1 protein-coding gene (running past one end of the window) is annotated in these 15,626 nt (G+C 73.4%); it reads right to left on the minus strand.

Annotated elements, in window-relative coordinates; translation table 11 throughout:
* A protein-coding gene (locus IE290_RS12585) for a toxin glutamine deamidase domain-containing protein (protein WP_191244719.1) crosses the window boundary here: on the minus strand, nt 1-15,626 show its final stretch. Its footprint extends 19,237 nt past the window's final position; the window shows 15,626 of its 34,863 coding nt (coding positions 19,238-34,863); the start codon falls outside the window, past its right edge; its stop codon occupies nt 1-3.

The raw sequence follows: 15,626 nt of genomic DNA on the forward strand, positions 1-15,626 counted from the left end.
TCACGGTACCGCCGGCTTCGTCGTCGTGATGCCGAGGTCGAACTCCTTGCGGACGTACCCGGCGTACATGTCGTACGGGCGGTCCGCGGCCGGCATGGCCCGCAGCTCTTCCTCGGTGTACTCGCTCAGGTCGGCCTTGGCCACCTCGGCCCGCACGTGGAAGTAGCGCAGGTCGCCGTTGTCCAGCTGGGTCCGCATCTCCCGGGCGACGCGGCCCTCGTAGCCGCCGCGCTTCTCCATCGCGTCCAGGATGTTGCGCACGTACTGCGGGTGCCCCTGCTCGTAGCCGCCGTTGACGTTGAGCCCGGCGCTCGGGCCCTTCGCCTCCACGATCACGTAGTGGCCGTGGCCGTCGCGGTACACCGCGTCGAAGTGGTGGGCGCCCCGGTCCGGGACCTTCACCGGCCGCAGGTCGCCCCGGCCCGACTCCCGGTACTCCTTGCGCAGGTCGCGCACCGCGTGCTCGGCGGCGATGTCGCCCAGCTTGTTGTTCCAGTGGTTGCTCGACACGTCGTTGAACCCGGCCTGGTCGAACTTGTCCAGCGGCGTGGTGAACCGGCTGTCCGGCCGGTGCGTGCCCTTGATCGCGTCGTTCGCCTCGGACAGGTACTCCTGCAGAGCGGGCCGCCCCGCCGCGAGGAGGTCCGCGTCCGCGCGCCGCGCGGGCGGCAAGGTGTCGCGGCGGCCGACCTTCCGGCTGTCCTTGAGGGTTTCCGACTTCACCGGCGGCGTGTCGGTGTCGTGCACGACGAACCTGCCGTCGGCGAGACGCCGCAGCACCGGGACCTCCATCCCGCGGTACTTGACGGAGGTGCTCAGGCGCGGGAAGACCCCGTCGGCGCCCATCTGGCGCCAGTAGTGCTTGAGGAACTCCTCCGCCTTGTCGCGGTCCGTTCCGTTGACGATGCTCAGGATCTCCTGGCGCACCTGCTCGGCGCTCGGCGCGGGCACACCGGAGGCGTCGGCGCCGCGCAGGTTCGCGTCGAAGCGGTTCCAGACCGCCAAGTCCTCGCCGCGACGGCGGGTGCGCGGCGCGACCGGGTTGACGCCCGGGTCACCGGCGCCCGGCACCGGCGGGACGGGCGGCGGCGCCTCGCCCGGGAGCGGCGGAAGACCGTGCACCAGCGGATCGTCGAGGTCGACCATCTGCGCGAACACCGGGATGGTGGGCCTGGTCCGCAGGTCCGGGATGTCCAGCCGGATCTCCCCGTCCTCCCACACCGGCGTCGCCGCGACGTACACGCCGTGCCGGACCGTCGGCATCGAGGCCAGCATCGGCATGCGCGCGTCCGCGAGCACCGGCAGCAGGTTCTCCAGCGCGCTCACCGTCTCACCCCGGCCGGGCAGGTGCGACTGGGTCACCGGCAGGCCGGACACCGCCGCCAGCACCCGCTGCACGTGATCGGCGTTGCCGTGGTACCCGGCCGACATCAGGCCCAGGTGGATGAGCGCGTTCTCCACGGTCCGCATCCACCGCGCGGCGTCCTGCGAGGGCATCCACGGGAACGAGTTCGACACGGCCACTTCACGCACGACGCCACCGACGCGGAGCCGGACCAGGACGTGGTCCGAGTCGGGCAGCGGGGTGACCAGCCGTTGCCTGACGTGCTCGGGTCGCGCGGCCGCCACCGCGCGCTGCACCTCGAAGGCCACGTCCGTCTGCAGCCCGGCCCGGGAGAGCCGGCGGGGGTCCAGCGTTTCCACGAGCGCCCGGTCGTCGGACACCCAGGGCATTTCCCGCAGCTCACCGGTCATGGTGGGGGCCATCGGATGGTGCGCGACCGGATAGGGGCTGGCCGGGTGCCGCGGGTCCTGGCGCGAGTGCACGGAGTCCAGCAGGGCCCCGAACCCGCGGTGCACCAGCACCATCCCGACCTTGTCCGGTGTGTAGAAGAACTCATGGTCGGTCAGCAGGTCCAGCGCCGCGGGATCGTCCCGGTACGCGGCGCTGAACTCGGCCCGCGCCGTTTCCCGGTCCTGCGCCAGGCGCACGGCGGGGTCCTCGGCGGTGCTCCGGTCGGCGGAGGGGACCGAGACCGCGGCCGGCTGGTAGCGGCGGAGGTCCACCACGTTCCCCTCGGCCAGGCGCAGCCCGTGCTTGCGGATGAGCTCGGCGAGCACGGGTTGCTGCTTCGCGAACTCGCGCAGCGCGTCCTCCCCCGGCGACAGGGCCGCTTCCGCCAGGCTGACGGGCCTCAGGTCGCGCGGCGCGGCGTACCGCGTGGCGCCGGGAGCCGGCTCGTCCGGGACGAGCGCCCCCAGTCCGCGGTCCCACTCCGCCGCCAGCGCCGCCTCGACGGCCGCCTCCGGGGACAGGTCCGGGCGCGCGTCGGCCGCGCGGGCGCGGAAGGTGCCGAAGCCGCGCCGCAGCAGGGCCTGGTCACCGCCCACCGCCTGGAACCAGGCGACCAGCTGGCGCCGGGCCCGCGGATCGGTCACGCTCCGATAGGCCTCGCCCAGCTCGCCCAGATGCCCGGGATCGGCCTCGGACGTGCTCAGCCCGACGGCCCGGGTGACCCACCCCGCGAGCTCGTGGTCCTCCGCCGCCCGGACGTACTCGGCGGTCGGCGGGAGCTGGCTGATCGGGCTGCGGGTCGTGCCACGCAGCGGCACCGGCTTGCCGTCGCCGTCGATCACCAGCACGTCCGTCCCGAACAGCATCGGGTAGTTCGGCCTGCGCGTCATGCGCCGGCGCCGCTCCAGGTCGACCGTGTCCAGGCTGCGGAGGGACCGTTCCCGTATCCGCAGGACCAGCTCGACCGGGTCCGTCAGGTCGTCGACGGCTTCGGTGATGCGCTGCAGCCGGTCGGCGGTCCGGCCGGCGACCTCGCGGACCGTGAGCGGCCGCAGCGGCGGGCGCTTGCCGCTGATCACCTCGTCGGTCAGCCAGTACACCGTGCCTTCGTGGTTGATCGCGATGACCGCCGCGTGCGGCCCGTGCGGGTCGCCGGTGAGCCGGTGCAGCATCAGGGCCATCGCGCCGGGCCGTTCCCGCAGAGCGAACTCGACCGCGCCCTGCGCGTGCACACCCGGGTCGCGGCCGGGATAGGTGGCGAACCGGGCGCCGGTGACCTGTTCCACCCGTCCCGCGGCGCCGAGCTCGGAGCCGAACGGCTCGCCGTCGCGGATGCCCCGGAAGGCGGCCATCGCGGGGAGCTTGGGCACGCCGTCGTGGTAGATCGACCGGGCGGCGAGGAAGGCCTCGAACGACTCGATGCCCGGCCGCCACAACAGCGGGGCCCACTTCTTCGGGTTCAGCTTCGCGGTGTAGGAGCCGTCCTTGGCGAGGAGGACCTTGCGCAGCTTCTCGACGGCTTTGTCGATAGGCGGCCGCAACCCGTCCGGCTGGTCGTAGGGCGCGCCGACCTCGTCGCTGGTGTCCGTGGCGCCGTGGGTCGAGTTCAGCAGGGCGAGCAGATCGGGCCGGACCTCGCCGAGGCGGAGCAGCTGGGCGGGGGTCAGCTTCTCGGCGTCGATCAGTTTCAGGACGTGGTGGATCCACTCCTCGTCCGACATCTTGCCGGCCGGGTACCGGACCGGGGACGCGGTCACCACGTCGGAGGGCAGGGCCCCCAGCTCACGCTCCCACATCGTGGTGAGCAGCTCGGCCAGGCGGATCCCTTGCCACCGGGCGGTGTTCTGCAGGCTCCGGACCGTCATGGCGAACCGCGCCGGGTCACCGGCCACTGCCGCGATGGCCCGCAGCTGCAGCCGGGCCGGCCGGTCGTCGACCAGGGAGTTGTAGAGGGCGGCGACCTCGGGCGGGAAGGACGTGGGGTAGGCCGCGACGTCATCGTTGATCATCTCGAGGACGTGGATCTGCTCGGCCAGGTTCTTCCAGCCGGCGCGATCGGCGTGCGGGATCGCCTCGAAGTAGCTCTGGGTGGGCGGGCGGGAGCTGATCTCCGACAGCGGCAAGCCGTTGATCGGCACGGCCGCGGCCACCGCCGCGGACCTGCCCGGTCCGGCGTGGACGATCACGTCGAGGGCGTACACCCCGTCCTCGTGGCCGTACAGCGGCGTTGAGGCGGCCCTGCCGTGCGCCGGGTCGAGGAACACCGGATCCTCGCCGCGGCGAGCGGCGATGCCGGTCACGTGCGGTTCCTCGCCGTCCCGGTGGACGACGACGTAGGCGAACGCGTTGCCGCCGGCCCTGGCCAGGGCGTTGACGACCGTCTGGTACGCAGCGGCGATCTGCTCGGCACGCTGAGCCGGATCCACCTGGCGAACGTCGATCAGGCGCTGGAACCGCCCGCCGCGATCCTCGATGCGGTCCACCGGCTCGCTGCGCAGCGGCTTGCCGGGGTCGCCGTCGGCGAAGCCGTCGAACGTCCGCCGCGCCGCGACGTCGAGGTCGAGGCCGATCCAGTAGTCGTGGATCACCATCGCGGCGTCGGCGTGCGCCAGCGGTCCGGCCGGGTCGGCCGGCCACGGCGCGAGCATCCGCGCCGCACGTGCGAGGTCGTCCGTAGAGGGCTCGGCCTTCTCGCCGAACACCGTCCGGGCGATCGCCAGCCGGGCCTCGGGCGAGGGCACCAGGCCACCGCGCTCGCCGAGCACCCTGGATGCGCGTGCCGGCGGGAACGGCGATTTCCGCGTCATCTCGCGGACCTCGCCGCGGACCACGTTGTGCACCGCCCATTCCGGCTCGGGAAGGTCGCGTTGCTCCTCCGGGGACAGCTGACGAAGCTCCTCGCGGGCGGCCAGGTCAAGCAGCTCCTCCCGCTCGGCCAGCAGGGCGCGGGTCAGCGGCTGCAAGTGTGCTTCGGCGATGGCGTCGAAGTCGCGGCCCTCGGGCAGCGAGATCGCGATGTCCCCGGCCTGCTCGGCGAGATCGCCGCTCACCGCGGAGTCCCCGTGCTCGGCGACGGCCTCGGCCTGCTGGAGCGCGAGCACGTCCAGCGTGAGGAGCCGTCCGGCCAGCGCGGCGTCCACGGCCGTCGCCTCGCCGGGGCCACGTGACCGGCCGAGACGGAGCCGCTGGCCCCGGGGCTCCTGACGCAGTTCGTGCCGGGCCCGGCCGAGCTGGCCGGCCAGCTCCCGCGTGGCCTGGTCCCGCCCGGTCCCGGGCTCCAGCCGGAGCCGGATCGTGCCGGTCGGCCCGGCAGGGTGCCCGGCGAAGGCCGGCATCAGCCGCGGCCCGCGCCTGGTCGCGGAACCGGTGTAGTCGACCGCGATCGGCACGCCCGCGAGCTCGGCCTGCAGCTCCCCGTCGGTCCGGGACAGGCGCAGCTCCGGCAGCAGCCGCGCGAGAGCGGTCAGTGCGAGGCGGAGCTGTTCGCGGTCGTGCCGGACTCGCTGCTCAGGGTCGTCCCCACGGTCGGCGCCGGTTCCCCCGTCCGTTCCAGCAGCACCGTCGTCCACCCGTTGCGGCGCGCCAGCGGCGACGGGAACTCCACGGACCGGACGGACCAAGCGCGACCAGTCGCCGAATCGGTCAGGGTCAGCCCCGGTTCGATCGGGTCCCCCTCTTCCCGCCCCAGCAGCCGGATCCCCGGGAACGCCTCCAGATCGTCCACCTTGGTCACCTGGAACGTCGTCATCACCATGTCCTTCCCCGTGGAACAGGAACGGTACGACCTCACCCTCGGGCGCGGGTAGCTGGTCCGGCTCGGCGACCGGCGGCTGGGCCCGGCGGCCGTGCAGGCGGTCGACGGCCGCGTCGCCGTGGGCTTCGGCGTTGCTCTCCAGCAGGGGGACCATGTTCGCGGTGGGACGGGCGCCCAGGCGCAGCTGGCCGACGTGCGCCAGCTCGTGCCCGAGCACGCGTGCCAGCGTGTCCACCGACGCGAACGCCTCGGGCGCCAGCCAGACCTCGTCCTCGGTGAACGTCGGCGTCATGCCCAGCACGCCCTCTTCACGCATCAACGCGAGGATCTCCGGGTCGCTCACGATCCTGATCCGGACGTCGGTGACGTCGAGTCCGGACCGCACGGCCGCCCAGCGGGCGGTTTCCACCGACGGCTCCAGCGGGCCGGCGGGCAGCACCGACTGCACGGGGTATGTGCCGGGAGGCAGCGTGCCGGAGACGTGCTCCTCCACCGCCAGCCGGACCTGGCCGACGGTGAAGGTGCGGCCGGTGCCCCACAGCTCGTGCGCCCGGTTCAGCTTCGCGGTCAGATCCGCCACCAGCTCCGTCTTGCGTGCGGGAGGCGTGTCCGGATCGGCGAACGCCTCCGCCACCCGGATCGTGTCGTCGATCGCGGACTTGATCTGGAAGTGCGCCCGGTGCCGGGGCAGGTCCTCCTCCCAGCCGGCGATCGCCTCCGCCGGCATGACTTCGGCCCAGCGGCGGAGCAGGCGGGCCTCTTCGTCCGCCGTGTACCGCATGAGGTGCAGGTGCCGCGCCATCTCGGCGACCGGGTCGCCGTAGAGCGCCAGCTCCCAGTCGAGGAAGACCGCGCCGTCGTCCCGGACGAGGATGTTGCCGCGATGCAGGTCCATGTGCACCAGGCCGAACGGCCGCCTGGTCAGCTCGTTCCAGCTCTCGCGCACGGCGGCGAGCGGCTTCTCCGGCACGGCGAAGACGTTCAGCAGCTCGCCGTGCTCCTCGACGGCCCGCGCGTGCACCTGCTCGGTCAGGTCGGACAGCCGCCGGCCGAACGACACCGTGTCACCGCTGGACGGCCAGCCGTCGGGCAGCGGCGGCAGCTCGGCCGCGCGGACCCGGCTCGCCTCGGCGAACAGCCGCGCGACGTCGTCGAGCACGTGGTCCGGCACGGCCTCGCCCGGTGCCAGTGTGCGGCCCTCCTCGAAGGTCTGCACCTGGTTGGCGCCCAGTGACTGCCACATCTGGTTGACGTTGGGCAGCTGGCTGGCCGCGCCGGGCAGCACCGGCCGCAGCCGGGCGAGCAGGTCCGCCTCGTGCCAGATCCGCAGGTCCACAGAGGACGCGCCGTCGACCGGGATCCGGACGTTCACCGGACCGAACCAGGTGTCGACGCGCACGTTGCGGTTGTAGAAGCCTTCCGTGCCCGGCTGTGTCCGGGCCAGCGCGATGACCGTTTCGCCCCACCATTCGCGCAACGCCAGGTGCTCCAGGTCGCGGTCGGCCGGGTGCACGCCCTTCTCGCGCATCTCGGCTTCGATCTCTGCCAGCAGCTCCTCGGCCTCGCGCCGGGCCAGCGCGGGCGGCTCGTTGTCGCGCACGTGCTGGTCGAGGTCGGACCACGTCCACCGGTCCGGCAGCTGGTCCGCGCGGACACCGTGACGCGCGAACACTTCGGCGGCCGACTTCGTGCCCTCGGCGAGAACCTCCCGCAACACCTCGACGGTCTTCGGCGCGTACCAGCCCGCCGCCTCCGCGAACTCCAGCAGATCCAGCATCTGCCGACGGCTGTACTCCGCCGTGCGCTTGGCGATGTACTGCGCCAGCTGGTCGCGGTCCTCGGACATGACGGCGCCGTCGTAGGCGTAGCGCCAGCGGAACTGCTCGCTCTTGAGGAAGTCGCCGCGGCGGAACCAGCTCGCCGAGATCACGTTGACGGTGGTCGAGACGATCCCGGACAGCGCCTGCATGACGATGTTCCGCGCGCTCGGGTCCGCCGGCGCCGCCTCCCCCGGCCGCTTCGGCTTCGGGTCCGGCCGCATCGCCTCGGTGGTGGCGCGGTTGATGAAACTGCCGACGTTGCCCGGGCCGAGCTCGTCGAGCATCAGGTTGAGCGCGCCCGGCACGCCGGTCGGGCCGTGGTGGTACACCGCGACGATCCGCGAGATCCGGTCCAGCGCCTCGTCCACGTCCTCGCCGACGACCAGGAAGTGCGAGTCGATCGCGTTGGCCAGCACACGGGTGGGCTCGCCCGGGATACCCGTGACGAACCGGAAGATCAACTGCTGCCGGTGCGCGCCCCGGAGCTTGGCCCACAATTCCTTCGGTCCGGGCTTGGTGACCTTGTCGATGTGCAGGACGAGCTCGCCGTTGCCGTAGCGCAGGGCCTTCGCGAGGTGCTTGACGCGGCCGGTGAGCTCGCCGCTTTCCCGCATGCGGTCGATCTCCTCGAACAGGACGCCGGGCTTCGGCAGTTCGGCGCGGCGGTCGAGGATCTCCCGCGCCTTCCTGCGCAGCGCGGGGTCGTCCAGGTGGTTGCCGAGCAGCTCGCGCAGGTCGGACTCGGTCTCCCGGACCTCGGTGGCAAGCGCCCAGGCCCAGTCGTCCATGACGCGGGCCGTCGCCACCTGGGGGTTCAGTTCCTTGAGCAGGCGGGCCGCGGTCCGCTCGATGGCGTTGCGGGCCGTGACCATCCGCATCGCGCCGTCGACGGTCCGCTGCCCGGCCTCCGTCGCCGACTGCCCGGCCGCGGCGGTGTTGCCCTGTTGCACGCTGACCGCGGCGCTGACCGCGCCGCTGCCCATGGCGCGGCCGAACGCGGCGATGCCCAGCTGGCGGATCTCGCGGCGGTGCATGAACCGTTCCCGCTCGATCAGGTCGTCGGCGTGCCGGTGCATCCAGCTTTCCAGGCGGTCGGCTGTGACGCGGGTGCCGTCGGCGGTCCACTGTGCGGGCAGCCGCATCACGAACTCGCGGACGTCGGTGTTGCCGTTCTTGTAGATCGGCCCGTGGGTGAGCATCGGCGAGACGTGGCCGGGCAGTTCCGCGGTGGCGCCGATCTTGATCCGCAGCTCGCCCGGCACCTTCGGCGTGCGCAGGCGCGGGTTGGCCGAGATCACCACGGTCAGACCGTCGCCCTCGCGGACCGCCGCGGCGATCTCGTCCGGGGTGAAGGCCTCGCCGGCGGCCTTGCGCTTCGCGGGTTCCCTGGCCGCGTCGGCCTTCTCCTCGGCGACGCGCTCGGCCCTGATCTCGGCTGCCTTGGCCGCTTCGAGTGCGGCGACGGCGGCCTCGGCGGCCACGACCTTCCGGGCCAGCACGTCGGGCGAGGCGTTCTCCTTCTCGGCCTTGCTCAGTTCGTCCGCGGTCTGGTCGACCGCCTTCTCCGCGGCGGCGACGGCCTTCGTGGCCTTCTCGTGCTCGGCCTGCGCCTTCTCGGCCGCGACCTCCTCCGCGGTCAGGAACCGCGCCGACCTGATACCGGGGCGGGTGATCGCGCGGGCGCGGAACTTCTCCGCGGCCTCGGCGACCAGCCCGGGCACGGTGTCCGGCGCGAGCTCCTCCGCGGGTTTGGCCGGCAGGTGCCGGGCGAGTTCGGCGGCGACGCCGCGGTTCACCGCCACGCTGGCGCCCACGAGCTGGACCGACGTCTGCGCCATCTGGATCTTGGCGCTCGCGCCGATGAGCGCCTTGAGGCCCTGGCGTTCCCGGACCGCGTCCTCCCACAGCTTCCGGGCCAGCGCGTTGTACTTGAAGTTGAGGTAGCGCGACGACATGAACCCGCCGCGGGACCCGGCGCTGCCCACGATCAGCGGCGAGATCAGCTCGGGGCTGTGCGCCGCCAGGTTGAAGCCGACGGTGATCGCGGCTTCCAGCGGCAGCGTCGTGAAGTTCTCCTTCGCCAGCGACTGCAGCGTGGGCTGGATCCACAATTGCGCGCCCTTGGTCACCACGTCCACCAGCTGCTCGGCCAACGCGTCGCGGATCGCGGCATCCCCGCCGAGGTAGGCGTTGGGTGACACGCCGATCCAGTAACGCTGCTCCGAGGAGGGCACGTCGCCGCCCTTGAGCAGCTGGAACGAGCGCTCGACGCCGCCCACCACCAGCGAGACCTTGAGCGTCTCACCCGAGGGCAGCTTCAGCACCAGGGTGCCGGCGTCGCGCACGGACTGGGCTCCCGCGTCCCGTGCGGCGATCTGCTCGTCCTCCCAGTGCACCTCGGTCATCTCCGCGAAGGTCTTCCGCAGCTCCGCGTTGTGCAGGTAGTGCTGTGGGAACCGCTGCGCCGCGACCTGCTCGGCGAGCTCCGCCCCGAGGCGGGTCATGCGCTGCTGGAGGTCGGCCACCTCCTCGCCGGTGAGCTGGGCGAGCCGCTCCGGCGGCGGCGCGTCCGGGACCGTGGTGTGGGTCAGCTCGGCCACCGGGTGCAACGTCGTCGCCGTGTCGTGCGCGCCCTGGGTCAGCGATTCGGCGGTGGGGCCGATGCCGCCGCGCATGATGAACGCGCGCAGGCGGCGCATCTCGTTGGCGGACTCGGTCTGCTTGGCCACCGAGATGTAGTACGCGGACGGGGCCACTGCGGTGGCCCAGCCGAGGTAGACCCCGCGGCCGATCAGGTAGAGGGCGCTGAGTCCCTGGCCGAGCGCGAGCGAGGCGAGCGTGCCCGCCGCGACGCCCGCGCCGCTGCCGAGCTGGACCAGCAGGGTGGTCCGGGCCTGCACACCGGCCGTGGGCAGCTGCGAGCGGTAGGCGGCGACCTGTTCCACGAGCAGCTCGCGCAGCGCTGCGACCACCTGCTCGCGGTCGGCGTCGGGCCGGACGGCGACGATCAGCTGGCCGCCGTCGACCCACATCACCGGCACGATCGCCGGCATTTCCAGCGCCACACCCTCGGTGGGATCGGAACCGTGCTCGGCGATGTACGCGTCGAGGTCGGCGCGCGTGGTGATGCGGACGCCTTCGTCGTGCTGCTCGATCCAGTTCGCCTTGGCCCGCAGGCGGAACTCCTCCGCCAGCGGGTGCGCGCCCGCCTCGATCTGCTCCAGCGACGGGCCGACGTTGAACTGCAGGGTGAACCCGGACCGGAACAGGCGGCCGCCGTGCGAGGCGTCCGTGCCCGACCACCAGGTCACCTTGACGACGTTGTGGAACGACGGCTCGGCGGAGGCCACCGCGTCCGGCGGCTCCTGCTCGTCCACCGGCGTGAACAGCGTCTTGATGGCGAACTCGTTGCTCTGCTGCAGGTTGATGGAGTAGAGCCGGTCGTCGAGGACGCCCTTGACGTTCTTGTCACCGAACTTCTCGGTGAGAGTGGCTTCGAGCGCGTACGCCAGCCCGGGCGACGGGTGTTCCGCGGCCGTGCGCATCTGGGCGAGCAGCGTCAGTCCGTAGTAGACACTCGCCCGCCGGTCGCGGAAACGCGGGTGCGTCCGCATGACGTCCTCGAGCAGCTTGAAGCGGTGGTCGCTGCGGGCGATGCCGACGCTGAGGCCGAGGCCGTGGTCCTCACCGGTGGCGTCACCGTTGACCAGGCGCCGGAGGTCGTCCTCGACCGCCTCCAGTTCGGCCACCGCGCGCCGCTCCGCGGGATCGAGGCCGGTCAGGTCGGCGAAGTCGCGGGCGCGCGTGCCCTCGTGCGCCTGCTCGTTGAGGAACCGGACGACGCGCTGGTGCTGCTCGACGAGGTCGAAGATCCGCGCGACGGCGGCCAGGTCGCGCTCGGACAGGGTCGCCGCGGTCTGCTTGTCCTCGCCGAGGGGATCCGGGCGCAGCGCGCGCGACCCGTCCTGGGCCGGGTCGAGGTCCTCGCCGTGGGCGGCGAGCCGCGGATGCTGCTCGTGCACGCGGCGCAGCGACTCGGCTTCCCGCGTCAGTTCGGACAGAGCCACGTCGAGCGGCCGTCGCAGTTCTTCGGCGCGCTGGATGGCGCGTTCCAGGTTCCGGCGCGAGACCTCGATGTACTGCTCGGCGGTCGCGGATGTGATCGCTTCGCCGTCCAGGTCCGGCAGTGGCGCGTTCGCCGCCTCCGCGGCGCGGGCCTCCTCGGCCGTCTGGGTCCACAGGTGCAGCCGGACCAGTGCGAAGTCGGCACGCTCCAGTTGGGCCTGGTGGTCCTCGCGGCGGTTGCGGACCAGCTCCAGCACCCCGGCGAGACGCCGGTACCGGTGGGTCAGGGCGGCCTCGGTCTCGGTCTCCCCCGTCTCGTGCCGGGCGATGAGCTCGTCGATCTGCGCCGACAACGCGTCGAGGCGGGGACCGAGGGAGTCCAGCACGCCGGTCAGCGGGGCGGCCAGTTCCTCGGCGCGTTCGACCACGGCGGCCGGGTCGTCGCGCCCCTCGGTGGCCGTGGCCAGGGCCGCCCAGCCGCGCTGGTGCGCCTCGGCCAGCTTCGCCAGGTCGTCGAGCTGGGTCCGCACGCGCCGGTCCGCGGCGAAGCCCGGCTGCGCAGCGGGTTCCGGCGTCTCGGGCAGCTGGTGCATCGCTTCGGCCGTCGTCAGCTCGGCGGCGACGTCCCGCTGGGCGAACCCGTCGGTGACCGCGGCGCCCGTGAGCTGGCCGACCATCCACGCCGCGAACCGCGGACCGTGGGCGTGCAGCGCGGCCTGGATCCGCTCGGGCGCGCCGGCGGGGATCTGCGCGCCCTGGTGGTACAGGTCGAGCAGCGTCCTCGTGGTGCGGGCGAGGCGGACCTGCTCGGCCTGCGGGAGGCGTTCGATCTCGGCGCGGGCGCCCGGCACGAAGTCGGCGTCCGATCCGGGCAGCAGCGCGGCCGCGGGCAGGCCGTCGGGCAGGCTGTGGAACGCGTCGGCGATCGCCGCGGGGTCGGCTTCGGCGAACTGCCTGCGGACCGGGGCGGTGACGAAGTGGTCGCCCAGCACCAGCAGGGCGGCGACCTCGCGCAGGCGCAGCAGCTCCGCCCGCGACGGGTCGGCCGGGATTCCGGCCCGCTCCAGCCAGGCCCTGAACGCCGGGAGATCGTCGGCGCGGAACCCGAACCACGGCGCCGCGTCGGCGATCGTCCGCGGAACTCGGCGTGGCGGGGTCGCGTTCGTCGCGGCGTCCAGCCCGGTGCGCAGATCGCCCGCCCAGCGCCGCGCGAGCTGGGCCAGGTAGTCGGCGCCGTGGATGTGCGCGACCTGGACGGCCCGGGGCAGGAGATCGCCGAAGGTCCGGTGCAGCGCGGGCAGGTCGAGGTCCTGGGTCAGCAGCGCGTAGGCGTTGTCGCCGTGCGCCACGGTGTCGCGCATGACGTCGAAGGGCACCAACGGCGCGGGGCGGGCCGGTGCGACGGGGACTTCCGTGCCCTGCCACGCCGGGTCGAACCGGTTGACGGTGACCGGGTCCTCGCCGCGCCGGGTGGTCCGTGGGGCGACCCGGCCGTCCGGCGCCGGCTGTTCGGCCAGCATCCGGAGGGTCTTCTCGGTGAGGTGGTCGGCCTGCACCTGGCGGATGCCCAGCCCGGCCGGGAGGTCGGTGGCGATCCGGTCCAGGAAGCGGGTCATCTCGGCGAGGTCCCGGATCGGGGCGTCACCGGCTTCCCGCTGCCGGGCCATCGCCTCGAGGATCATCAGGCGGCCGGCGAGGTCCGGCGTCAGCGCGGGCTTCTTGCGGCCGAGCAGCCCGGCGAACAGGCCCTGGCGCCGCTGCTGCAGCTCGTGCAGGGACCGGCCCAGGTGGTAGGCGATCTCGCGGGTCGCCTGGACGGGGCTGAGGCCGGCGGCCAATTCCACCTGGATCCGGCTGTCCCCGTCCTCGGTGAACACCGCCGAGCGGGCGACGACGGGTTCGCCCGTCTCCTCGGCGGTGTTCAGGACCTCGCCGGAGCTCAGGAAGATCGTGACCGGCGTGCCGCCCATGCGGAACTGGGCCACGCTGCCCGCGGCATTCTCCCGCGTGCGGTCCGGGAGCGCGTCGCCGAGCAGCCGCACCGCGTCCAGGACCTCTGCGGCACTGCGCACCACCGGCCGAGGCTCGGGTGCGGGTACGGGTGCCGGTGGCTCGTTCACCGGGCCGGGCGCCGGAGCGGGTGGCGGCTCGGACTGCTTGGTGCCGAGCACGGTGAAGCCGCCCAGTCCCCGGCGCACCTGAGCGTCCACACCGGACTCGGCGAGCGCGGTGACGATCGGGGACGGGTCGGTCCCCCCGCCCAGCGTGATTTCCACTGTGGACGCCAGCGGCAGCGCCGCACCCAGCAGGCGCACCGCCTCCGGCGTGAGCGCCTCGGCGGGCAACCGGTGCAGGCGCACCCGCACCGGGCGGTCGGCCGACGGGGTTTCGGCCTCGGCCAGGTGACGGCTGTGTTCGTCCCGCGCGTGGGTGAGCATCGCGCGAAGCCTGTCCTCGTCGCCGTCGCCCCGGGCCAGAGCGGCCTCGAGCCTGGTCACCGCCTCGCCGTAGACGTGGGCGAACCGGGCCGCGTCGTGGTCGCCCTTGACCATCTCGACGGCGGCGTTACCCGTCCAGATGCCGCGGAAGTCCACCTCCGTGGCGCCCAGAGCGATCGCCTGCGCGGTCAGGTCGGCGAAGTGGGCGGCCACGTCCTCGCCGGTGGTGATCACGAGACGGCCACCCTCGGGCAGGACGTCGAAGGCGTTGGGCAGCGCACCGATCGCCGGCCCGGTGAACGCGGTCTCCTGCACGCCATCGAAAAGGACCGAGGCGAACTCCCCGCGCGGCAACGTCGCCGCCGCGACGTCCGCGAGCACGTCGGGCCGCGTTTCCGGGGCGATGTTGACCGAAACATCGCCGTCTCCGAGCGCGGGCATGTCCGGTGCCCGGCCGCCACCGACCACCACACGCGGCCCCACGGGCAGATCGGGGTACACCGGGCGGCGGCGCTTGCTCCAGCCGACGAGGCGTCCGTGGCCGTCCGCGCGGATTTCGGCGCCGACTTCGGCGAAGTACCACTCCAGCGCCTCCCGGACGGCGTCCACCGGCACATCCGGGTCGACCTCGACGACCAGCCGTCCGTCGTAACGCAGCTTCCACCACGCGGCGTCGACCACGCCGGTCTCCCGGTCCGGCCGGACGCCCCGCAGCACGATTTCCGGCGCGGGGGCGCCGTCGCGGGCCCGGATCGCCTCGGGGTCGGCGCCGTCGAGCACCACCGCCGACGTGGACGGGACGGCTCGCGAGGCGGCCTCCGGCACGCCGGTGTCCGCGCTCCGGGCCGGTTCCCGGTACGCGGTCCAGGTGCCGATCTCCCGCAGCACGTCCTTGCCCGGCCACGGATCGGTGAATCCGAGGATCATCCCCGGGGCGCCGAGGTCGTGCACCTCGCGCGCGGTGGGATAGCCGGGGGTGCCGAACTCGTGCTCGGCGGCCCGCAGCAGGAGCGCGTCGGCCGCCACGATCGTGCGCCGCGTCCGCGCCACGTCAAGGGTTCCGCCCCGCACCGGGAAGCGCTGGTTCCGGCGGACCGCGGTGGCCATCGCGTTCCGCATGTCCCGCACGCGCGCCATGGCGCGAGCGGCGTCCTGACGGCCCTGCTCGCCCGGGTGCCAGCCGTAGCCGGCCTCGACCAGAGCGACGCCGCGCTCCCCGGACACCTGCTGGGCCACGTGCGCGACACCGTCAGCGCGGTAGATGTCGTCGAGGAGCCGGGTCACCCGAAGCAGTCCCCGCGACCGCGGCGGCGCTTCCGGCGCGCCCGGGTACCGGTGCTCCGCCCGGATCCGCCCGTCGGCCTCCCGGTGCAGCCGCACCTCCAGGGTGGCGGCGTCCGGACGGCCGCGATCGAGGTCGACGATCACCGTCACGGTGTCGCGCCCGCCCGCGGTGACCGCCCGGACGTCGGCGACGTCGGCCAGGCCACCGAGCCCGCCGAACCAGGCGCGCACCGACGACTCCAGGCCGGGCGCCCAGATCCCCTGGTGCGGGAAGAAACCGGCGATCCCCGGCGGCCGGTCGCCGGGCTCCGCCGGGGCGACGAGCACGGGCTCGGCGGGGGCCTCCCGCTTGTACCCGGTGATGACGGTCCTGCCCGTGGTCGTCTCCGCGGTCACCGCGATGCCCGCCGTCTCCAGCGCGACCCGGATCGTCCCGGCCGGAGCGGTGGCCGAGGTGGTGATGCGGATCG

The sequence above is a fragment of the Amycolatopsis deserti genome (genome assembly GCF_014653945.1).
GTDB classification, from domain to species: domain Bacteria; phylum Actinomycetota; class Actinomycetes; order Mycobacteriales; family Pseudonocardiaceae; genus Amycolatopsis_E; species Amycolatopsis_E deserti.